Genomic DNA, 19,456 nt, shown 5'->3' on the forward strand with positions numbered 1-19,456 from the left:
GGCCCCGCGAGTCGGCCCGACCCCGAGAAGGATGCCGTCCCCGATGCCTGTGAACCCCGGCGACGTCGCCACCCCCGCCTACCCCGTAGGACTCCGCCTGGCCGGGCGCCGGGTCGTTCTCGTCGGCGGCGGTGGCGTCGCCCAGCGCCGGCTGCCCGCGCTGCTGGCGGCCGGCGCGCACGTCACGGTCGTCTCCCCGCATGTGACGCCCTCCGTGGAGGCGATGGTCACCGGCGGGGAGATCTCCTGGGAGCGCCGCGGCTACCGGGACGGTGATCTGGCCGAGGCCTGGTACGCGCTGGCCGCCACCGACGATCCGGCCGTCAACGCCGCCATCACGGCGGAAGCCGAAGCGCGGCGCGTCTGGTGCGTACGGGCCGACGACGCGGACGAGGGGAGCGCCTGGACGCCGGCGACCGGCCGCAGCGACGGCCTGACCGTCGCCGTCCTCACCAGCGGGGTGCACGGCGCGGCGGGCCGCGACCCGCGCAGGTCGGCGGCGATACGTGACGCCATCGTCGCCCGCCTGGGCGACGGCACCCTCGTCACCGGGCAGCGCGGTCCCCGCGCCGGGGGCGTGGCCCTGGTCGGCGGGGGCCCGGGCGATCCGGACCTGATCACGGTGCGGGGCCGCCGGCTGCTGGCTCAGGCGGACGTCGTCGTCGCCGACCGGCTCGGCCCCCGCGACCTGCTCGACGAGCTGCCGCCGCACGTCGAGATCATCGACGCCGCGAAGATTCCCTACGGCCGGGCCATGGCGCAGGAGGCCATCAACGCCGTCCTGGTCGAACACGCCAAGGCGGGCAGGGCCGTCGTACGGCTCAAGGGCGGGGACCCCTTCGTCTTCGGGCGCGGCATGGAGGAGGCCCAGCAGTTGGCCGCCGAGGGCGTCGAGGTGACCGTCGTGCCCGGCATCTCCAGCTCCGTCAGTGTGCCGGGCGCGGTCGGCATCCCCGTCACCCACCGGGGCGTCGCCCACGAGTTCACCGTGGTGAGCGGCCACGTCGCACCCGACGATCCCCGCTCGCTGGTGGACTGGCCCGCACTCGCCAGGTTGCGCGGCACGCTCGTTCTCCTGATGGCGGTCGAGAACCTCGGCGCGATCGCCGCCGCTCTCCGCGCCCACGGCCGGTCCGACGACACCCCGGTGGCCATGATCCAGGAGGGCACCATGGCCACGGAGCGCCGCGTGGACGCCACCTTGGCCACGGCCGCCGAGCGGGCGGCGGCCGAGGCCGTACGCCCTCCTGCGGTCGTCGTCATCGGCGACGTCGTGGCCATGAACCCGTGAACTCGTGAGCCCGTGAACCCGCGCCCATACGGCCGTCGCGGAGCGTCAGTCGTGCGGGTGTCTGCCGTGCGGACGCCCGGTCAGGCCCCCTCGGCGGCGAAGTCGCGGAAGTGCCGCCAGACCTGCTCGGGCACCTCCTCCGGTGCGAAGTGGCCCGAGCCGGCCAGCAGGGCGGTCGTCAGGTTCGTGACCCCGGCGCGGCGGAAACCCCGCGCGTAGGCGGTGAGGTCGCCGCCCTCGCCGTCTCCCCGCAGGTACAGCATCGGGGTCTCGACGCTCCCGGCCTCGGCGGAGGCGGCGTTGTCGCGGGCGTCGGCGGGGAAGGTCCGGTAGAGGTCGAACCCGGCGGCAAGTGCCGTCTCGCTCCGGTAGGCGGCGGCGTGTGCGGCCCGGGCCTGCGGCGTGAGGCGGGCGGGGTCGGCCGCGAGGATGTCGTAGAAGTAGTCGAAGTACGCGGCCTGCCGCCCCCGGACCAGGGTTTCGGGCAACCCGGGCACGGCGTGCAGGCCGAAGTGCCAGATGTACGGGTTGCGCAGCACCTCGTCCCACGGGTCGACGCCGGGGACCACGGTGTTCATGACGACGGCCCGGCCGAGGTCGCCGTACTGCCGCAGGTACGCGTACGCCACCATTCCGCCCGCGTCGTGGCCGACGAGCGTGAGGTCGTCGAGCCGGAGGTGGTGCACGAGCGCGTGCACGGCCTGGGCGAGCCGGCGCTTCGGCGCGCCCGCGGGCTTCGGCGCGCCCGCGGGCTTCGGCGTGCCCGTGGCGAGGGGAGCCGAGTCGCCGATGCCGGGGAGGTCGACGGCGATGGCCCGCGCTCCCTCGGCCGCCGCGGCGCTCATGACGTCCTGCCAGCTGCGCCAGGACTCGGGCCAGCCGTGCAGGAACAGGAACGGCCTGCCGCTCGGCGGGCCCGCCGTCACGACGTGGAGCGACAGTGCGGGATCGGCTGCGGGCGTCACCTGCTGATGACTCAGCTCAGTAGACATGTGACATGTCTACTAAAAGACATGAGGCATGTCCAACTGTTACGGTGCCACCATGTCGAGCGCACAGGAGCCGAGCCCGCGGGAGCGACCCGCCTACGAGCGGGGGACAGGCTTCCTCCTGGCCCGACTCGGTTCCCTGGTGGCGCGCTCGTGGGGCGTCTTCCTCGGCGAACACGGGCTCACCCAGAGCCAGTACACGCTCCTGGTGGCGCTCGATGAGCAGGGGCCGGTGGGCCAGCGGCAGCTCGCCCGGCTCGTGGCCGTGGACGCCAGGAACGTCGTGGCGGTGCTGGACGCGCTGGCCGCCCGTGACCTCATCGAGCGGCGCGCGCACGAGGGCGACCGCCGCCGCCGTGTCGTGCTCCTCACCGCAGCCGGACGCGCCCTCGTGGCCGCCGTCGCGGGCGCGGCCGACGCCGAGGAGGACCGGCTCCTGCGTGCGCTGAGCGCCCGGGACCGCACCCGCCTCAACCACCTGCTCCGCCAGGTCTACGCGTCGGACGCGGCCGAAGAGCGCCGCCCCTGACCCCGTCGTCCCCTTCCCCGGCCCCTGACCCGGGGCGGGCCACCGCCGCCGCCCCCCCCGTACGCGGCGGTAACGACACATTGGCACTTCGAGCGCGACAAGGCAGTATCGGCCCGTGGCTACCGCATCCTCCCCCGGAACACCCCAGCAACCGTCGACGGACAAGCTCGTCACCGTCGAGCGCCCCGACGACCCCCGTCTCGCCGACTACACGGGACTGACCGACGTCGAGCTGCGCCGCAGGCGCGAGCCGGCCGAGGGGCTGTTCATCGCGGAGGGGGAGAAGGTCATCCGCCGCGCCCTGCACGCCGGGTACGAGATGCGTTCGATGCTGCTCTCCGCCAAGTGGCTCGACACCATGGGCGACGTCATCGACGAGGTGCCGGCGCCCGTCTACGCCGTCAGCCCCGAACTGGCCGAGCGCGTCACCGGCTACCACGTGCACCGTGGCGCCCTCGCCTCCATGCAGCGCAAGCCACTGCCCACGCCGGAGGGGCTGCTGGCCGCAGCCCGCCGGGTCGTCATCATGGAGTCGGTGAACGACCACACCAACATCGGCGCCATCTTCCGCAGCGCCGCGGCCCTCGGCATGGACGCCGTGCTGCTCTCACCGGACTGCGCCGATCCGCTCTACCGCCGTTCGGTCAAGGTGTCGATGGGCGCCGTCTTCGCCGTTCCCTACGCGCGCCTGACCGGCTGGCCGCGCGGTCTGGAGACGGTGCGGGACGCCGGGTTCCCACTGCTCGCGCTCACCCCCGACGAGAAGGCCGTCCCGCTCGACACCGTGGCCACGGGCGGCGACCGGCGAACGGCGCTCATGCTGGGCGCCGAGGGCAGCGGACTGACCTCGCGCGCCCTGCGCGCCGCCGACGACTGGGTCCGCATCCCGATGGCCCACGGCGTCGATTCCCTCAACGTGGGCGCGGCCGCCGCCGTCGCCTTCTACGCGATAGCGAGGTAGCGCGGAGCGGGTGGAGCGGGCGGGACGCCCTCACCGTTCCGCGGTGGGCGACGGCGACGCCGCTGACACCCGTTCGGTGACGTGGCCCAGGCCGCGGGTGGGGCCCTCGCAGCCCTGGGCCGCGGCGATGCCCAGGGCGACCAGCAGGGTGACCACGACGAAGACGATGAGCCGCTGGCGCAGCAGCCGCCGCTTGCGGGCCGCCGGGCTGAGCCCCGCCCGTGGACGGCCGCCGCCCTCCTGGCGGGGCCCGCGCGCGGCGCTCTGCCGTGCGCCCGTGGCACGGCCGCTTCCGGACCGCTCCGTGCCGCCCCGTTCCGCGCCGCGGGGCGGCGGGGGGCCCGCGGGGCGGCGCACCACCCGTTCGTGTCCCTGGCGTCCCCCGCTCCCCGTCGGATAACCGGCGTCCCGCGCGGGACGCGACATCCGCGAGCGGGCGGACCCCGCCCCCGTCGCACGGGCGGTGCGCGGAGTGGCGGCCCGCGGTGCGCCCGTCCCCCCGTCACGTCCACGGGCCGAGCCGTCCCGCTGGGTCCGCTGCTGCGCGTGGTCGCGGGCCCGCCGCTCGGCCGACAGCGGCTCCCGCCGTCCGCCGGGCACCGGGCGCGCACCGGCACCTGGCCGCCCCGCGCCCGCGGCCCCGCCCCCGCCCAGCCCGGCCGCCTCACCGCCGTCGGAGAGCCCGCGCGCCTCGCGCGCCGCGATCTCCTTGAGCCGCAGCGAGAGCTGCAACGTGCTCGGCCTGTCCTCAGGCGACTTGACGAGGCAGGCGTGGACGAGGGGAGCCAGCGCCGCGTGCACCTCGTCGAGCTGCGGCTCCTCGTGCACCACCCGGTAGAGCATGATGTCCGAACTGCCCTGCCCGAACGGGGAGTCCGCCGTCGCCGCGTACGCCAGCGTCGCGCCCAGCGCGAACACGTCCGTCGCGGGGGTCACCGCCGCGCCCCGCACCTGCTCGGGCGCCAGGAACCCCGGAGACCCGACGGCGGTACCGACGTGGGTGAGGGTGCTGGCCCCCGTCGCCCAGGCGATGCCGAAGTCGATGATGCGCGGGCCCTTGGGGGAGAGCAGGATGTTCGACGGCTTCAGGTCCCGGTGCACGACCCCCGCCTCGTGCACGGCGACCAGCCCCTCGGCGAGCGCGGCCCCGATCGAGGCGACCTGCGAGGCGGGCAGCGGCCCGCCCTCGGTCACCTTGTCGTGCAGCGAGGGCCCCGGCACGTACTGGGTGGCGAACCAGGGGCGGTCGGCCTCCAGATCGGCGGCCACCAGCCGGGCCGTGCACCCGCCGCGGATGCGCCGTGCGGCCGACACCTCCCGCGCGAAACGGGAGCGGAACTCCTGGTCCTCGGCGAGATCCGGCCGGATCACCTTCAGCGCCACCCGCTGGCCACGCCGGTCCGAACCGAGGTAGACCACGCCCATGCCGCCGGCCCCCAGGCGGCGGTGGAGCCTGAACGAGCCGACGACTCGCGGGTCCTCTCGCCGGAGCCGCATCATCGCCATGTCCGTTCCCTACCTCCGGTGTCCGGCGGGGCGGGCCCCGCCTCCGGTGCCGGGTGGGAGGCCCACCGGCTGACCGGTCCGTCTGACGACGACAGCTTACGGACTGCCGCCGCGTGGCGACGATAGGCCGCGCACGCGGCGCCAGACGGAATGTCAGGGCACAGCGGACGGTGGTCAGTCAGCACAACGCGCCGTGACCGCGCGCCCGCGCGCCCTGCCGCGCCGCCCCCAAGCCACCGGCCGGGCACGGGGATTGACGGGGCGAAAGCCGGCACGGGGGAAGGCGCCCGGGGCGTCCCGGCCGGGCCCGCGACCCCGCAGGCCCCGTCGTGCCCGCGGCCCGCGGTAGGGCGGGACGGGCCCGTGGCAGGCACCGCGGAGTGAGCGAACTCACCCGTGGAGGCGCGCCCGTGCGATACCCCCTGGGGGAAGACCCCGGGAAACCGGCCTGTGCCTCCACCCTGGGGAGTACGCGGCGCGGCTCGACGTCATCCTGCGGGAGGCCCCGGAGTCGGTACGCGCGCATGACGCCGCAGGTCACGCCGGTGCCTAATGTGGTGGTCAAGCGGCGGACGCAGCACTCTTCCCCTCGGCCCTGGCGGGCCGGGGGAGGCCCCGAGCCCGAGGTCAGACGTCCGCCGCCCCACACGACGACAGGAGCGGATCATGGCGCACACCGCCGGGCGCACGGCGCCCGCAGGGAAGGGGAAGCCGACGGCACTGGCCGGTCCGGGTACCCGTCCCGGCGGGCGGCGCCATCCGCTGGTGGCAGCAGCCATGGTGCTGCCGCTCGCCCTCCTCCTCGGGCTGGTCTCCGGCTGGGGTCGGACGGTCCTGGAACAGGCGTCGTCCGTTGCCGGAATGCTGGGGTCCTGAGCGGCCCCGGGCCCGGTGGAGCGGACCGGGTCGGGGACTTCCGGTGGTTACAGCCCCGTGGGGACGGGGGTGCGGCGGACGGCAAGAGGCCCGGGCGGCTGGGGAGCTGCCCGGGCCTCCGCGCTGTGACGGTGCCCTCCGCGCTGTGACGGTGCGCGGCGCTTGAGCGGGTTCTCGGCGCCGCGGCGCGGGAACGGATGCTGGCTGACGAGGTGCGAGAGGTGCGCCGCACCGTGGCGGGGCGGCGGACCGTAGGCTGTGGCGTTCCGCGTAGCCGAGGGGGTTTCCGCGCCGATGTCCGACCAGCAGGCCGCCGACCCCGCGCTGCCCAGGGCGCTCGCGCGGCTGGTGGGCGCCACTGACGGTGAGGTGCTGGCCGAGCGGGCCGACGGAACGGTCGTACGCGTCGGGGACCGCGTCGCCAAGGCGCACGATCCGGACGCGGAGGCCGGGGCGCTCGCCGTCCGGCTCGGGGTCGCGGCAGCCGAGCCGTACGCGGGCGTGCTGCTCGCCCCGCTGCGACGCGGCGGTCCCGTCGAGCTGCCCGGCGGCAGGAGTGCCAGCGTCTGGCCGTACGGGAGCCCCGTGGACCCGGACGATCCCGGGGCGGCCCCCTGGGAGGCGGCGGGCAGCCTGCTGGCCCGGCTGCACGCGGTGCCCCTCCCGGCGCCCGGCCGACTTCCCGGACCCCTGCCGCCGATGCGGGGCCCGGCGAAGGCGGCACGGGCCGTCGCCCGCATGCGGAGCGCCCCGGGGGGCACCCTCGCGGCGGCGGCCCGCACCGTGGAGAGGGCGTGGGCATCGCTGCCCGCCTGGTGCCGCGGCGAGGAGCCGCCGCCCCGCGCCACCACGGTGTGCCACGGCGACTTCCACCTGGGGCAGCTGGTCCGCCACCCGGCCGGCACGGGGGACTGGCACCTCATCGACGTCGACGACCTCGGCCTCGGCGATCCGGCCTGGGATCTGGCCCGGCCCGCCTGCTGGTACGCCACCGGGCTTCTGGCGTCCGGGGAGTGGGAGCGTTTCCTCGGCGCCTACGTGCGCACCGTCCGGGCCGCCGGTTTCCGGGGAGGGCTCGCGCAGGCGGACCCGTGGCCGAGGCTGGACGCGCCGGCACGCGCGTTGACGGTGCAGAGCGCCGCGCTCGGCGTCGCCAAGGCGGGTGCCGCAGGCCGGGTTCCCGACGAGGCGGAGGAGGCCTGCGTGGCCGCCTGCGCACGGATGGCGGCCGGTGCCGGCCAGGCCGAACTCCCCGCACACCAGGGGCCGTAGGGTGGTGCTCGCCCGGCGGACACCGGTCGGCGTCCGAGGCCGGCTCTCGGCCACCGGGCACGGGAAGAGAGGGAGCAGGCGAATGATGTGTCCGAAGTGCGGTGCGCCCATGCACACGTACAACCGCAACGGTGTGCAGATAGAACAGTGCGCCAACTGCCGGGGAATCTTCCTCGACTACGGTGAGCTGGAGGCCCTCACCAGGATGGAGGCGCAGTGGACGCAGTCCGCACCTCCTCCGCCGCCGCCCGCGGGGCAGGCGTACCCGTCGGGTCCGGCCTGGGGCGCCCCGCACCACGGCTCGCACGGGCACTACGGCCACCACGGCCGTCACGGGGGCTTCGGGCGGATGCTGTTCTCCTCCTGACCCCGCTCTTGCCCGCTCTTGCCGGGCGAGAGCACGAAGAGGGCCCCGGCCGACCGGCCGGGGCCCTCTTCAGAAGCTGGTGGACGATACTGGGATTGAACCAGTGACCTCTTCCGTGTCAGGGAAGCGCTCTCCCGCTGAGCTAATCGTCCGTGCGCGGTACTGGGATTGAACCAGTGACCTCTTCCGTGTCAGGGAAGCGCTCTCCCGCTGAGCTAACCGCGCGTGGGGCCGACAAGAGCCCCGAGGTCCTCGCGGACCCGGTGGACGATACTGGGATTGAACCAGTGACCTCTTCCGTGTCAGGGAAGCGCTCTCCCGCTGAGCTAATCGTCCTTGGAGGTGGAGACGGGATTTGAACCCGTGTAGACGGCTTTGCAGGCCGTTGCCTCGCCTCTCGGCCACTCCACCGAGTGCGGGGGTCCCGGGAGGATCCCCCACATCGAGCGGACGACGAGATTCGAACTCGCGACCCTCACCTTGGCAAGGTGATGCTCTACCAACTGAGCCACGTCCGCAGGCGCCCGCACGCGATCGTGACCTGGCGGGTGCCTCGCCTCCGGAGCACTTGCGTGCCGCGGCGACGTGTTGAACTTTAGCGGATTCCCGGGCCAGCTCAAATTCCGTTTCCGCAGCGTGGCCGCCAGGCTGCCCCCATAGACTCGGCGCCGTGTCCGATCTGACCCCGCTCGCCCGCTTGGGCGGGCACCTCGCCACCGACCTGCGCGACGTCACCAGCGACCCCGAGGCCCTCGACTCGACGGGCTGGTGGGCCGTGGTCGCCGACTACGAGGGAGGGCTGCGCTGCGCCCGTTTCGGAGACGTACGCGCCGCGCCCCTGCCCGGGCCGGTGCCGGGGCGCTGGCGCGGACCGGCCCCACAGGACTGGGTGAGTTCCCTCGACCACGCCGCGTACACGGAAGGGGTACGGCGGATCCGCGCGGCGATCGCCACCGGCGATGTCTACCAGGTCAATCTCTGCCGCGTCCTGTCCGCGCCGCTGCCCGACCCGTCCCCGCGCGCCTGCGACATCGACCAGCTCACCGCCCGGCTCGCCCAGGGCACCCCCGCGGCCCACGCCGGAACCGTTCGCCTCCCCGCCCACGGCATCGAGATCGCCACCGCCTCGCCTGAGCTGTACCTGGCCAGGGACGGCAGCGCGGTCGAGTCGGGGCCCATCAAGGGAACGGGGCGCTCCGCGGCCGACCTGGGAGACAAGGAGCGGGCGGAGAACGTGATGATCACCGACCTGGTCCGCAACGACCTCGGCCGGGTCTGCGTCCCCGGCTCCATCACCGTCCCCGAGCTGTGCTCGGCCGAGCCGTACCGCGGGCTGGTCCACCTCGTCTCCACCGTCCGCGGCGAACTGCCCAAGGACGCGAAACGGCCGTGGGCACGGCTGCTGGAAGACACCTTCCCGCCAGGTTCCATCACCGGCGCGCCCAAATCGAGCGCGCTGCGGCTGATCGACGCGCTGGAGGCGGCGCCGCGCGGCCCCTACACCGGCGGCATCGGGTGGGTCGACGCGGACCGCGGCGTCGGCGAGCTGGCCGTCGGCATACGGACGTTCTGGATCGAGCGCGAGCACCCGCACGCCCTGCTGCGCTTCGGCGCGGGCGCCGGGATCATCTGGGACTCCGATCCCGAGGCGGAGTGGCGGGAGACCGAGCTGAAGGCTTCCCGGCTGCTCGCGGTAGCGTCGGGGGAGTACGAGGAAGACAAGACCGCGCCACGGCCGGGGAGCGTGCGCAAGAGCACCTGACCAGGCACACGCGGTGACGAAGCGGTCCCTTCGGGCTCCCTGAGGTGAACAGCAGTGAAGATCTGGCTCGACGGCGGCCTGCGGGACGCCCACAGCGCGAACGTCTCCGTGCTCGACCACGGACTGACGGTCGGCGACGGCGTCTTCGAGACCGTCAAGACCGCCGAGGGCACCCCCTTCGCCCTCACCCGGCACCTGCACCGGCTGGCGTCCTCCGCGCGCGGTCTCGGCCTGCCCGAGCCCGACCTGGACGAGGTGCGCCGCGCCTGCGAGGCGGTCGTCACGGCGAACCCGGTGCCCTACGGCCGGCTGCGGATCACCTACACGGGTGGCCTCTCCCCGCTCGGCTCGGACCGCGGCGACGCGGGCCCGACGCTCGTGGTCGCACTCGGTGAGGCCACCCGCAGGCCGGACGCCACCTCCGTCGTCACCGTCCCGTGGACCCGCAACGAGCGCGGCGCGATCACCGGGCTGAAGACCACCTCCTACGCCGAGAACGTCGTGGCCCTGGCCCGGGCCAGGCAACAGGCCGCCACCGAGGCCCTGTTCCCCAATACGCACGGACGGCTGTGCGAGGGCACGGGCTCCAACGTCTTCCTCGTCCTCGACGGCGAACTGCACACCCCGCCGCTGACGTCGGGCTGCCTGGCGGGTATCACCCGCGCCCTCGTCCTCGAATGGACCGGCGCGCGGGAGACGGAGCTGCCGATGGAGGCGCTCGAGAGGGCGGAGGAGATCTTCGTGACGTCCAGCCTGCGCGACGTGCAGGCGGTCGCCCGGCTGGACGGACGCACCCTCGCGGGGGCGCCGGGGCCGGTGACCAGCAAGGCGATGCGGGTCTTCGAGGAGCGCTCCGCGGCCGACATCGACCCGTGAATTCGGTGGCGGTGCCCCGCGCCGGCGGGTAGAACCGGGGCGTGACGACAACCCTGCGCCCCACCGGGCCCGAAGGCCGCGACGCCGAGGGCAGACGCTCCCGCGCGTACGAGATCCGCGTCAACACCCGCCCGGTGGGGGCCCTCACGCTCCTCGGACCCCGCGACTCCGGGCCCCCGTTCGGCGCGATCGAGCACCTCCACGTCGACGAGGGGGACCGGCGGCGGGGCAGGGCCACCGTCGCGGCCCTGGCAGCGGAGGAGATCCTGCGCGGCTGGGACTGCACCCACGTGGAGGCCCACAGCGCGGCGGTGGCCGGGGAACGGGCCCCGGGCGACCACCTGTTGTCCGCTCTCGGCTACGCGGAGCGCAGCCGACACATGATCAAGGAGCTGCGCGAGCGCCCCGCACTGCCGCCCGGCAGCGAGGCCAGACCGCTGCGGGACGAGGAGTTCGCGGCGTGGTGTGAGACGTCCGACGCGGCGTACGTCGGCGGCATGGTCGACCGCGGCCTCACCCGGGCGCAGGCGGCGGCCGGGGCCGAGGCGTCCCGGCGCGCGAGGCTGCCGGAAGGCGCCGCGACGCAGGGGGTCGCGCTCCGCGTCCTGACCTGCGAGGGCACCAACGTCGGCGCGCTGTGGCTGGCCTTCACCGCCCTGCCCCGCCGCGACGTGGACGCCTGGGTCTTCGACGTCAACGTCGACCCCGCACGGCGCGGAGCGGGGCACGGGCGCTCACTGATGACGGTGGCGGAACACGAGTGCCTCGCGCGCAGCGCCCCGCGCCTCGGACTGAACGTCTTCACGGACAACACGCCCGCCGTGCGGCTCTACACCTCGCTCGGCTACCGCACGGCCGAGCGGTTCTACGTCAAGGAGCTGCTGTAGCGGCGCAGTTCAGTCCGCCAGGAGCCGGTCGGCGATCTCCTCGACGCGCTCCCGCAGGCCCTCCTGGCTCGTGCCGCCGTCCAGCCGTTCCCCGCCGATGACGTAGGTCGGAGTGCCGGTCACACCGATCGCCTTTCCCTCGGCCTGGTCGGCGTCCACCGCCAGCAGATGCCGGCCGTCGATCAGCGCCGACTCCACCTCGCCGGTGTCCAGGCCGAGTTCCGACGCCACCTCCACGAGCAACTCCTCGCCCCGCTCACCCAACTCGGCGGTGCGTGCCAGCACCGCCTCGGCGTAGGCGGCACCGCTGCCCTGCTCGTAGGCCTCCTCGAACGCCTGCGCGGCGGCGTAGGCGTGCTTGTGCTTCTCCAGGGGGAAGTGCCGCAGCCGGATCTCCAGCCTGTCGCCGTACCGCTCGCGCAGCGCCCGCAGGTCGCTGACGGACCGATGGCAGTCGGGGCACTGCAGCTCGCACCACACGTCGAGGGTGACCGGGGGGTGGGTGTTGTCCATGGGGTCAGTCTCTCAGCCCCAGGGAGGGCCCCGACCCCGAGATCTCCCTGAACCCGGCCCGCGCCGTGGCCGCGGCGGCCCGCCCGGTGACACGATGGGGGCATGCTCACCACGACCGTCTGCGCCGCGCTCTCCGCCGCGGGCCTGGCCATCGCCTTCCTCACCGCCTGGCGCCGCCGCTTCGCCGCCGCGACGCGCATCGCCGCCGTCGCGCTGGTGCCGGTCGGGCTCGCGATGTCCGGGCTGGTCGGGCTCGGCGGCAAGATCGGCAGGGCCGTCGGCGGCTGGGCGGCCGACCTGGTGCTCAAGCCCACGGTCTGGGCGGGTTTCGCCGTGCTGGCCTGCGCCGTCGTCCTGTGGGTCATCGGCCGCGTGGCGTCCGGAAGGTCCGCGGGCAAGCCCGGCAAGCAGCCCCGGGCCAAGGAGGAGAAGCCCCGCTCGGCCGGGTCCACCTCCGGCACCCCGGCGCTGACCACCCCGCCGTCGGGCCGGCAGAAGACGCAGGCCTCCGATGGTGAGGACTTCTCCGATATCGAGGAGATCCTCAAGAAGCACGGCATCTGAGGCGCTCGCGCCCCGGAGGCTTTAGCACGCCGGCAGTGGCCATACCGGACTTTTCGCTGGCTTCCACGCGAAATGGGGGCACGTGTTCGTGGCCGTCCCGGGGGGCTGAGACATGATCACGGCGAGATGGACACGACGCCGGACTCCTCGGTCGAGCTCGACGAGCTGCCGCCCCCCGAACCCAGGGGATGCCTGTACGCACTCTCCCAACCACCGCTGATGCTGTTCCTCACCGTGATCGCCGTGCTGATCGGTGCCGCCGCGGCGCACGATCTGCTGTTTCTGTGAACGCCGTTTCCGTGCGCGCCGCTTCTGTGCACGCCACCCGATCGGCCGACGGCGAGCGCGCCTCTCGCGGGCTCAGCCCTGAGGAGCTTCGGCCGACTCGCGCTGCCGGGCGCGGTACGCGGCGACGTGCAGGCGGTTGCCGCAGGTGCGGCTGTCGCAGTAGCGCCGGGACCGGTTGCGGGACAGGTCCACGAAGGCGCGCCGGCAGTCGGGCGCCTCACAGCGCCGCAGCCTGTCGCGCTCGCCGGAGACCAGGAAGAACGCCAGCGCCATGCCGCCGTCGGCGGCGAGATGCTGGGCGAGGGAGGCGCCGGGTGCGAAGTAGTGGACGTGCCAGTCGTAGTCGTCGTGGTCGGTCAGCTGCGGCGTCGTGCCTGCCTCCGAGACCAGCGCGTTGATCAGCCGGGCCGCCGTGCGCGCCTCCGGGGCGGCGAACACCTGCGCGAAACGCCCGCGGACGGCTCTGACGTCGCTCACATCGTCCCCGGCGAGCGCGTCGACCCCGCTGACACCGTGCCGCTCGACGAAGGCGCGCAGATCGGCCACGGACACCAGCGTGTCGGGCGTCTCGCCGTCCGCCATGGTGTTCAGCAGCCCGACCACCTGGTCGAGTGCGCACCGGGTGTCGTGGTTGATCTGCACGGGCCGCTCCGCTCCTGCCGTGTCCGGGGAGATCCCTCCGGCTGCCGCTCAGAGAGCGTAGTCGCTCCCGTCCGTGTCGAACGCTCAGCGGCCCGTGCCGGTTCCCGCCCGGCCCAGCGCACCGGTTCCGGCGCGGGGCCCTCCATGCCGGTCCCCGGGCGGCCCCGGACCTGCGCGCACGCCCGGCCGGGGTCCGTGGGGTCCGCCGCCGCGGCGTGGCGGAACGCAGCGACGCCGCCGCCACGTACGAGTACGCGGCGGCGGCGTCGCAGTGTGCCGTTACACGAAGTGGTGCCGTGGCACACGGCTGCCGGGCCCGCGAACCGTCGCCCCGAGTCGGACGGTCGCGGGAACCGGCGGTCTCAGCTCTCGGCGAGGATGTGCGAGAGCTCTGTGTCGAGGTCGAAGTGACGGTGCTCGGTACCGGGCGGCACGGCCGCGTCGGTTCGCTTGAGGAAGGATTCCAGTGCCCGCGCCGGGGCCTCGAGCAGGGCCTCGCCCTCCGGGGAGCTGAGGGCGATGCATGCCACGGCCTGCCCGTGGCTGCGGGACGGCCAGACTCGGACGTCCCCGGTGCCTGTCGGCCTGTGGAGGCCTTCGGCCAGGAGATCGCGGGCGAAAACCCACTCCACGGTCTCCTCGGCACCGGTATGGAAGGTGGCGTGCACGGCGTAGGGGTCCGCCGTGTCGTACCGCAGGCCCGCCGGGACAGGCAGCGAGGACTCGCTCGAAACAACGAGGCGCAGGTGCAGCTCGCAGCTCACCGTTGTGTTCATAAGCGCCAGGGCCTTTCGCTCAGTGTGCGCTCGGGGATTCGCACGTCGGCGCAATCGACATGCCACCTACGCGCCGGTTGTAAACCCCTCTGACTGATTTGCCCGGAATCGAATCCTTCATACGGCTCTTGTAGGTTTGAGAAGTGCGGCCGATCGAGTGAACGGCCACACTCGGAAGGGGTCGGGTACCTTGTCCACCATGAGTGCGGAGAGTGACGAAAAGCCACTTGGCACCCGCGAGGAAGAAGCGGCGGACAAACCGCTCGGTTCACGCGCGCCCGACTTCATCAAGGCCTCCAGGCCGCTCCACATGAGCTGGCGCGCCGGGATATTCCTGGTCGGTCTGGCCATCGTGGTCGCGGGAGTCATCATGTTGCCCCTCCCCGGGCCGGGATGGCTGGTGATCTTCGCCGGTATGGCGGTGTGGGGGACCGAGTTCGTCTGGGCGCAGCACGTCCTGCGGTGGACGAAACGTAAGTACCACGAGGGCACCCGCTGGCTGAAGGAACGCCGCGCCGCCCGCAAGGAGCGCAAGCGTGTGAGGAGTGAGGCAGGGCAGGCCTCCTGAGCCGTCACCCACCGGCCGCCGGCTGGTCGGGAGCACCCTCTGACATGCGGTAATGTTGAGCCCGCAGGCGGGCGATTAGCTCAGTGGGAGAGCGCTTCGTTCACACCGAAGAGGTCACTGGTTCGAACCCAGTATCGCCCACCCTCGTGCACCGGGGCCCGGAAGCCGTATGCTTCCGGGCCCCGGTCGCGTCGTGGGAGGGGCGCGGATGGGCCGCGCCGCGCCGCTGAACCACTACCGCTTCCGCAGCACCTGGCGGCTGGCGGCGTCCCCCGCGCGCGTCTACGCCGTCCTGGAGCGCGCCGAGAGCTACCCGCAGTGGTGGCCGCAGGTCCGCTCGCTGGTCAGGACCGGCGAGGACAGCGGCACGGCCCGCATCCGTTCCGTGCTCCCCTATGTGCTCACCGTGACTCTCCGTACCGCCCGCCGGGATCCCGCGTCCGGGATCCTCGAGATCGCCATGGGCGGCGACCTGGACGGCTGGGCCCGCTGGACCATACGGGCGGACGGCGGCGGCGCTCTCGCGCTCTACGAGCAGGAGGTGGACGTGCGCGACCGGCTGCTGCGGCCCCTCGCCCTCCCCGCGAAGCCCCTGCTGGCCCTCAACCACACGGTGATGATGCGGGCCGGCGAGCGCCGTCTGCGGGCCCTGCTGGATAGGGGTTTGGATGAAGAGTGAGCCGCACTGTATGGTTCTGCACGTGCCGCCGCGCAACCGGCGCGGCACCCGGGGCGATTAGCTCAGTGGGAGAGCGCTTCGTTCACACCGAAGAGGTCACTGGTTCGAACCCAGTATCGCCCACCCCGAGTTGCTGTTCCACGAAGGCCGGACCGTCACAGGACGGACCGGCCTTCTTCGCGTGCGGCCCTCACTGCCCGCCCTTCGCCCGTTCAGGACCGCCTGCGTCCCCCGGCCCGTTCCGGCCGCGCCGGCTCCCCGCACTCCGGCTGTTTGCGGCGCCACCGCCCGGTCAGGAGAAGAGCAGAGGGACCGGTACACGGAGAGCGTGATGCGAGTCGCCGCCGACGACGAAGTCCACTGCGGACGCGAACTGCCCGCGAGCAACGCGGCAGCCACCTGGCGAGCCCGGCAGAAGCTGGGTACCGCCGCCCGCGCCATGCTCCGCGCTGCCGCCCTCGCCGCCCACCACCGCACCGGCTACCACGGCGCCAGGGGCGAGCGCCGAGCCGACGCACTGATCGCACGCGCGCGCTTCGACGAGGGCCCCGACGTGCAGGCCGCGGGGCGCCGGCTGACGGCCCTGCTGGCGCCACCGGCCCGCGGCGGGCCCCGTGAGGCCGTCGTGCTGGGCCGTGCGCTGCGCGCCGCCACGGACGCCGCGCGCGGCTACCGTGCCACCGGAGGCCTCGAACACTTCGACGCCGCGGTCGCCCACGGCTGCTGCGCCGAACTGACCGAGTCGCTGTGCCAGTTGCTGCGCGGCACGGAAGGGGTGTGCATCCGGCTCGGCTGGTCGCGCGCGGCCGGGACGCCGCACGGCTGGGAGGCCTGCCCCGAACCGTTCCGCTTCGCCCCGCACGACCTGGCCGCCCTCGAAGAGGCGGGCAAGCACTACGTCCGCACCGAACCCTCCGTACCCGTACGTGTGACCGGCACCGTCGTGCGTCTGCGGCGCGCGGGTCCCGGCGGTCCTGGCTCGGTGCGCATGGACGTCCTCGCCGGGGCCGAGGTCACCCAGGTGCGTGCCCGGCTCGATGAGGACGACTACCGCCTCGCCGTCCACGCCCACCTGGCCGGGCTGCCGCTGCGGATCAGCGGGCTGCTGGAGAGCAGGGGCGGCTTCCGGCGCGTCAGCGGCGTCCGGGACGTCGCACCCGTACCCGTCCCCGAGCCCGCCCGCGAGCGGCTGCTCAAGCGGCTGCGGGGCGACCTCGACGCCTTCGAGCGGGGCCTGGGCGACTGAGCGGGACCCCGCTCGCGAGCCGGGACGGAGCCCGGGTGACCGTTTCGCGGTCGGGCCCGGTGGCTCGGTACGATTCGAGCGCGCGGCCCCTACTCCGCGCGCTCGGCGCGGCAGCGGCCGCGTACCCCAGGTGAGAGTCAGGAGAGACCGGTGTCAGATGCCCGTGTGACCATCCAACGCGATTCCGAGCGGGAAGAGCGCGTGGTGACGACGGGCACGACGGCCGCCGCGCTCTTCGAGGGCGAGCGCTCCGTCGTGGCCGTCCGCGTCGGCGGCGCGCTCAAGGACCTCGCCTACCAGCCGGGCGACGGCGAGGAGGTCGAGCCCGTCGAGATCACCAGTGAGGACGGGCTGAACATCCTGCGCCACTCCACGGCACACGTGCTGGCGCAGGCGGTCCAGGAGCTCTTCCCCGAGGCCAAGCTCGGCATCGGCCCGCCCGTCAAGGACGGCTTCTACTACGACTTCGACGTCGCCGAGCCCTTCACGCCCGACGATCTCAAGCGCATCGAGAAGAAGATGCAGCAGATCCAGAAGCAGGGGCAGCGCTTCTCCCGCCGCGTCACCACCGACGAGGACGCCCGCGAGGAGCTGGCCGACGAGCCGTACAAGCTGGAGCTGATCGGCCTCAAGGGCAACGCGGCAAGCGCCGCCGACGGCGCCTCGGCCGAGGTCGGCTCCGGCGAGCTGACCCTCTACGACAACCTCGACGCCAAGAGCGGCGAGCTGTGCTGGAAGGACCTGTGCCGGGGCCCGCACCTGCCCTCCACCCGGCTGATCCCCGCCTTCAAGCTGATGCGGTCCGCCGCCGCCTACTGGCGGGGCTCCGAGAAGAACCCGCAGCTCCAGCGGATCTACGGCACCGCGTGGCCCACCAAGGACGAGCTCAAGCAGTACCTGGAGTTCCTCGCCGAGGCCGAGAAGCGCGACCACCGCAAGCTCGGCACCGAGCTGGACCTCTTCTCCATCCCCGAGGAGCTCGGCTCGGGCCTGGCCGTCTTCCACCCCAAGGGCGGCGTCGTGCGCAAGGTGATGGAGGACTACTCGCGCAAGCGGCACGAGGAGTCCGGCTACGAGTTCGTCAACACGCCGCACATCACCAAGGAGCGGCTGTTCGAGATCTCCGGGCACCTGCCGCACTACGAGGACGGCATGTTCCCGCCGCTGGAGTTCGACGAGCAGAACTACCGCCTCAAGGCGATGAACTGCCCGATGCACAACCTGATCTTCAGGGCGCGCGGCCGCTCCTACCGTGAGCTGCCGCTGCGCCTCTTCGAGTTCGGCACCGTCTACCGGTACGAGAAGTCCGGTGTCGTGCACGGGCTCACCCGCGCCCGCGGCTTCACCCAGGACGACTCGCACATCTACTGCACCAAGGAGCAGATGCCGGACGAGCTGGACAACCTGCTCACCTTCGTCCTCAACCTGCTCCGCGACTACGGGCTCTCCGACTTCTACCTGGAGCTGTCCACCCGCGACCCCGAGTCGGACAAGTTCCTGGGCACCGACGAGGAGTGGGAGGAGGCCACCGAGGCGCTGCGCCAGGCGGCCGGCAAGCAGGGCCTCGACCTGGTCATGGACCCGGGCGGCGCTGCGTTCTACGGCCCGAAGATCTCCGTACAGGCGCGCGACGCCATCGGCCGCACCTGGCAGATGTCGACGATCCAGGTCGACTTCCAGCAGCCCCAGCGCTTCGGCCTGGAGTACACCGCCGCAGACGGCTCCCGTCGGCAGCCGGTGATGATCCACCGCGCGCTCTTCGGCTCCATCGAGCGCTTCTTCGCCGTCCTGCTGGAGCACTACGCGGGCGCCTTCCCGGCCTGGCTCGCGCCCGTCCAGGCCGTCGGCATCCCGATCGGCGACGACCATGTGCCGTATTTGGCCCAGTTCGCGGCCGCCGCGAAGGCCGAGGGGCTGCGGATGGAGGTCGACTCCTCCTCGGACCGGATGCAGAAGAAGATCCGCAACGCGCAGAAGAGCAAGGTCCCCTTCATGGTGATCGCCGGTGACGAGGACGTCGCAGCGGGCGCGGTCTCCTTCCGCTACCGCGACGGGTCGCAGAAGAACGGGATCCCGCAGGACGAAGCCCTGCGCGAGATCGCCGACGCGGTCGAACGCCGCGTCCAGGTGTGACACCGGCCGCCGGGTCGTGACGGGGAAGGGGGCGGGCCTGCCGGGCCGCCCCCTCCTCGTGTCAGGCGCTGTCAGGCGCATAAGCTGGCGGGCATGACGAGTGAGCCGGAGCAGCAGATCGGAGTGGGGACGCCGGACGCGTTCCAGCGCCTGTGGACCCCCCACCGGATGGCCTACATCCAGGGCGAGAACAAGCCGAGCGGTCCCGGAGCCGAGGACGGCTGCCCCTTCTGCTCCATCCCGGAGAAATCCGACGAGGACGGGCTGATCCTCGCCCGCGGTGAGCACGTGTACGCGGTGCTCAACCTCTACCCGTACAACGGCGGCCACCTCATGGTGGTGCCCTTCCGGCACCTCGCGGACTACACCGAACTCGACGAGGCGGAGACGGTCGAGCTGGGGGAGCTGACCAAGCGCGCGATGACCGTGCTGCGCCGCGTCTCGGGCGCACACGGCTTCAACATCGGCATGAACCAGGGCTCCGTCGCCGGCGCCGGTATCGCCGCGCACCTGCACCAGCACGTGGTGCCCCGCTGGGGCGGGGACACCAACTTCATGCCGGTGGTCGGCCACACCCGCGTCCTGCCGCAGCTCCTCGCCGACACCAGGGCGATGCTGGCCGAGGCCTGGTGACCGCCGCTGCGCGTCGCTCCCGCGGCGCGTAGCCGTCGCCCACGTGCGGGGACGACGGCTGGCACCCGCGGCGGTCGGCCGCGCGCCGCAGGCGGCCC

At 73.3% G+C, this 19,456-nt stretch carries 21 protein-coding genes and 7 tRNA genes; 18 read left to right on the forward strand and 10 right to left on the reverse strand.

Going from position 1 to position 19,456, the window contains the following annotated elements:
• Positions 1-43: 43 nt before the first annotated feature.
• Positions 44-1,291 (forward strand): uroporphyrinogen-III C-methyltransferase, encoded by a 1,248-nt coding sequence (gene cobA, locus DTL70_RS04960; protein ID WP_114020583.1) that lies wholly within the window; start codon positions 44-46, stop codon positions 1,289-1,291.
• Between the two features lie 80 nt (positions 1,292-1,371).
• On the opposite strand, the gene DTL70_RS04965 is transcribed toward cobA, so the two are convergent.
• Positions 1,372-2,283, reverse strand: a complete 912-nt coding sequence (locus DTL70_RS04965; RefSeq protein WP_114020584.1) for an alpha/beta fold hydrolase — start codon at positions 2,281-2,283, stop codon at positions 1,372-1,374.
• A 52-nt stretch (positions 2,284-2,335) separates the two neighbouring features.
• On the opposite strand from DTL70_RS04965, the gene DTL70_RS04970 reads away from it, so the two are divergent.
• Positions 2,336-2,809, forward strand: coding sequence for a MarR family winged helix-turn-helix transcriptional regulator (locus DTL70_RS04970; protein ID WP_181860782.1), 474 nt, complete (start codon positions 2,336-2,338; stop codon positions 2,807-2,809).
• Between the two features lie 115 nt (positions 2,810-2,924).
• Complete coding sequence (locus DTL70_RS04975; RefSeq protein ID WP_114020586.1) at positions 2,925-3,770, forward strand: TrmH family RNA methyltransferase; 846 nt, start codon at positions 2,925-2,927, stop codon at positions 3,768-3,770.
• Between the two features lie 30 nt (positions 3,771-3,800).
• Here the strand turns inward: DTL70_RS04975 and DTL70_RS04980 are convergent, their stop codons facing one another.
• Positions 3,801-5,276 carry a serine/threonine-protein kinase gene (locus tag DTL70_RS04980; RefSeq protein WP_114020587.1) on the reverse strand — a complete coding sequence of 492 codons (1,476 nt, stop codon included), beginning with the start codon at positions 5,274-5,276 and terminating at the stop codon, positions 3,801-3,803.
• Positions 5,277-5,942: 666 nt separating this feature from the next.
• On the opposite strand from DTL70_RS04980, the gene DTL70_RS04985 reads away from it, so the two are divergent.
• The 3 genes from DTL70_RS04985 to DTL70_RS04995 all read left to right on the forward strand — a co-directional run bounded on the left by DTL70_RS04985 (position 5,943) and on the right by DTL70_RS04995 (position 7,791).
• Positions 5,943-6,152, forward strand: a complete 210-nt coding sequence (locus tag DTL70_RS04985; protein WP_114020588.1) for a hypothetical protein — start codon at positions 5,943-5,945, stop codon at positions 6,150-6,152.
• A gap of 294 nt (positions 6,153-6,446) precedes the next feature.
• On the forward strand, positions 6,447-7,424 hold the full coding sequence (locus tag DTL70_RS04990) for a phosphotransferase family protein (RefSeq protein ID WP_114020589.1): 978 nt from the start codon (positions 6,447-6,449) through the stop codon (positions 7,422-7,424).
• 82 nt (positions 7,425-7,506) lie between these two features.
• Positions 7,507-7,791: a TFIIB-type zinc ribbon-containing protein gene (locus DTL70_RS04995; protein ID WP_114020590.1), complete on the forward strand. Its 285-nt coding sequence runs from the start codon at positions 7,507-7,509 to the stop codon at positions 7,789-7,791.
• Between the two features lie 77 nt (positions 7,792-7,868).
• On the opposite strand, the gene DTL70_RS05000 is transcribed toward DTL70_RS04995, so the two are convergent.
• From DTL70_RS05000 to DTL70_RS05020, 5 genes are all read right to left on the reverse strand, one after another.
• Positions 7,869-7,943: transfer RNA gene (locus DTL70_RS05000), tRNA-Val, on the reverse strand.
• A 1-nt stretch (position 7,944) separates the two neighbouring features.
• Positions 7,945-8,016 (reverse strand) — tRNA-Val (locus DTL70_RS05005).
• A 39-nt stretch (positions 8,017-8,055) separates the two neighbouring features.
• Positions 8,056-8,127: transfer RNA gene (locus DTL70_RS05010), tRNA-Val, on the reverse strand.
• Position 8,128: 1 nt separating this feature from the next.
• A tRNA-Cys gene (locus tag DTL70_RS05015) sits at positions 8,129-8,202 on the reverse strand.
• 34 nt (positions 8,203-8,236) lie between these two features.
• Positions 8,237-8,309: transfer RNA gene (locus tag DTL70_RS05020), tRNA-Gly, on the reverse strand.
• 152 nt (positions 8,310-8,461) lie between these two features.
• On the opposite strand from DTL70_RS05020, the gene DTL70_RS05025 reads away from it, so the two are divergent.
• Genes DTL70_RS05025 through DTL70_RS05035 form a run of 3 tightly spaced genes read left to right on the forward strand, consistent with a single transcriptional unit; the run spans position 8,462 to position 11,316 of the window.
• Positions 8,462-9,553, forward strand: a complete 1,092-nt coding sequence (locus tag DTL70_RS05025) for a chorismate-binding protein (protein WP_114020591.1) — start codon at positions 8,462-8,464, stop codon at positions 9,551-9,553.
• 54 nt (positions 9,554-9,607) lie between these two features.
• Positions 9,608-10,429 carry an aminotransferase class IV gene (locus tag DTL70_RS05030; protein ID WP_114020592.1) on the forward strand — a complete coding sequence of 274 codons (822 nt, stop codon included), beginning with the start codon at positions 9,608-9,610 and terminating at the stop codon, positions 10,427-10,429.
• Positions 10,430-10,470: 41 nt separating this feature from the next.
• Complete coding sequence (locus DTL70_RS05035; protein ID WP_114020593.1) at positions 10,471-11,316, forward strand: GNAT family N-acetyltransferase; 846 nt, start codon at positions 10,471-10,473, stop codon at positions 11,314-11,316.
• A 9-nt stretch (positions 11,317-11,325) separates the two neighbouring features.
• Here DTL70_RS05035 and DTL70_RS05040 read toward each other — a convergent pair whose 3' ends face one another.
• Positions 11,326-11,829 (reverse strand): DsbA family protein, encoded by a 504-nt coding sequence (locus DTL70_RS05040; protein ID WP_114020594.1) that lies wholly within the window; start codon positions 11,827-11,829, stop codon positions 11,326-11,328.
• Positions 11,830-11,931: 102 nt separating this feature from the next.
• On the opposite strand from DTL70_RS05040, the gene DTL70_RS05045 reads away from it, so the two are divergent.
• Together DTL70_RS05045 and DTL70_RS33420 are read left to right on the forward strand one after the other, a co-directional pair.
• Entirely contained in the window at positions 11,932-12,393 is a 462-nt protein-coding gene (locus tag DTL70_RS05045) for a hypothetical protein (protein WP_114020595.1), read from the forward strand.
• Positions 12,394-12,519: 126 nt separating this feature from the next.
• Positions 12,520-12,681, forward strand: coding sequence for a hypothetical protein (locus DTL70_RS33420; protein ID WP_181860783.1), 162 nt, complete (start codon positions 12,520-12,522; stop codon positions 12,679-12,681).
• Between the two features lie 72 nt (positions 12,682-12,753).
• On the opposite strand, the gene DTL70_RS05050 is transcribed toward DTL70_RS33420, so the two are convergent.
• Positions 12,754-13,323, reverse strand: coding sequence for a CGNR zinc finger domain-containing protein (locus DTL70_RS05050; protein WP_114020596.1), 570 nt, complete (start codon positions 13,321-13,323; stop codon positions 12,754-12,756).
• 362 nt (positions 13,324-13,685) lie between these two features.
• Entirely contained in the window at positions 13,686-14,099 is a 414-nt protein-coding gene (locus DTL70_RS05060; protein WP_016467747.1) for an SsgA family sporulation/cell division regulator, read from the reverse strand.
• Positions 14,100-14,298: 199 nt separating this feature from the next.
• Between DTL70_RS05060 and DTL70_RS05065 the strand changes: the two genes are divergently transcribed.
• From DTL70_RS05065 to DTL70_RS05095, 7 genes are all read left to right on the forward strand, one after another.
• On the forward strand, positions 14,299-14,667 hold the full coding sequence (locus tag DTL70_RS05065) for a TIGR02611 family protein (RefSeq protein ID WP_114020598.1): 369 nt from the start codon (positions 14,299-14,301) through the stop codon (positions 14,665-14,667).
• Between the two features lie 69 nt (positions 14,668-14,736).
• Positions 14,737-14,808: transfer RNA gene (locus tag DTL70_RS05070), tRNA-Val, on the forward strand.
• Between the two features lie 67 nt (positions 14,809-14,875).
• Positions 14,876-15,346 (forward strand): SRPBCC family protein, encoded by a 471-nt coding sequence (locus tag DTL70_RS05075; RefSeq protein ID WP_114020599.1) that lies wholly within the window; start codon positions 14,876-14,878, stop codon positions 15,344-15,346.
• Between the two features lie 51 nt (positions 15,347-15,397).
• Positions 15,398-15,469: transfer RNA gene (locus DTL70_RS05080), tRNA-Val, on the forward strand.
• 208 nt (positions 15,470-15,677) lie between these two features.
• Positions 15,678-16,592, forward strand: coding sequence for a hypothetical protein (locus tag DTL70_RS05085; protein ID WP_114020600.1), 915 nt, complete (start codon positions 15,678-15,680; stop codon positions 16,590-16,592).
• A gap of 150 nt (positions 16,593-16,742) precedes the next feature.
• Positions 16,743-18,725: a threonine--tRNA ligase gene (gene thrS / locus DTL70_RS05090; protein ID WP_114020601.1), complete on the forward strand. Its 1,983-nt coding sequence runs from the start codon at positions 16,743-16,745 to the stop codon at positions 18,723-18,725.
• 93 nt (positions 18,726-18,818) lie between these two features.
• Complete coding sequence (locus DTL70_RS05095) at positions 18,819-19,358, forward strand: HIT family protein (protein WP_114020602.1); 540 nt, start codon at positions 18,819-18,821, stop codon at positions 19,356-19,358.
• The last annotated feature ends 98 nt before the right edge of the window (positions 19,359-19,456 follow it).

It is taken from the genome of Streptomyces diacarni (genome assembly GCF_003323715.1).
GTDB lineage: Bacteria > Actinomycetota > Actinomycetes > Streptomycetales > Streptomycetaceae > Streptomyces > Streptomyces diacarni.

What these genes read in the sequence shown, in the direction of transcription:
- DTL70_RS05060 (WP_016467747.1), bottom strand. Translation starts at nt 14,099, where the DNA reads ATGAACACAACGGTGAGCTGCGAGCTGCACCTGCGCCTCGTTGTTTCG.
- DTL70_RS05040 (WP_114020594.1), bottom strand. Translation starts at nt 11,829, where the DNA reads ATGGACAACACCCACCCCCCGGTCACCCTCGACGTGTGGTGCGAGCTG.
- cobA (WP_114020583.1), top strand. Translation starts at nt 44, where the DNA reads ATGCCTGTGAACCCCGGCGACGTCGCCACCCCCGCCTACCCCGTAGGA.
- DTL70_RS05045 (WP_114020595.1), top strand. Translation starts at nt 11,932, where the DNA reads ATGCTCACCACGACCGTCTGCGCCGCGCTCTCCGCCGCGGGCCTGGCC.
- DTL70_RS05085 (WP_114020600.1), top strand. Translation starts at nt 15,678, where the DNA reads ATGCGAGTCGCCGCCGACGACGAAGTCCACTGCGGACGCGAACTGCCC.
- DTL70_RS04970 (WP_181860782.1), top strand. Translation starts at nt 2,336, where the DNA reads ATGTCGAGCGCACAGGAGCCGAGCCCGCGGGAGCGACCCGCCTACGAG.
- DTL70_RS04985 (WP_114020588.1), top strand. Translation starts at nt 5,943, where the DNA reads ATGGCGCACACCGCCGGGCGCACGGCGCCCGCAGGGAAGGGGAAGCCG.
- DTL70_RS33420 (WP_181860783.1), top strand. Translation starts at nt 12,520, where the DNA reads ATGGACACGACGCCGGACTCCTCGGTCGAGCTCGACGAGCTGCCGCCC.
- DTL70_RS05095 (WP_114020602.1), top strand. Translation starts at nt 18,819, where the DNA reads ATGACGAGTGAGCCGGAGCAGCAGATCGGAGTGGGGACGCCGGACGCG.
- DTL70_RS04990 (WP_114020589.1), top strand. Translation starts at nt 6,447, where the DNA reads ATGTCCGACCAGCAGGCCGCCGACCCCGCGCTGCCCAGGGCGCTCGCG.
- DTL70_RS05075 (WP_114020599.1), top strand. Translation starts at nt 14,876, where the DNA reads ATGGGCCGCGCCGCGCCGCTGAACCACTACCGCTTCCGCAGCACCTGG.
- DTL70_RS05065 (WP_114020598.1), top strand. Translation starts at nt 14,299, where the DNA reads ATGAGTGCGGAGAGTGACGAAAAGCCACTTGGCACCCGCGAGGAAGAA.
- DTL70_RS04980 (WP_114020587.1), bottom strand. Translation starts at nt 5,276, where the DNA reads ATGGCGATGATGCGGCTCCGGCGAGAGGACCCGCGAGTCGTCGGCTCG.
- DTL70_RS04965 (WP_114020584.1), bottom strand. Translation starts at nt 2,283, where the DNA reads ATGTCTACTGAGCTGAGTCATCAGCAGGTGACGCCCGCAGCCGATCCC.
- DTL70_RS04995 (WP_114020590.1), top strand. Translation starts at nt 7,507, where the DNA reads ATGATGTGTCCGAAGTGCGGTGCGCCCATGCACACGTACAACCGCAAC.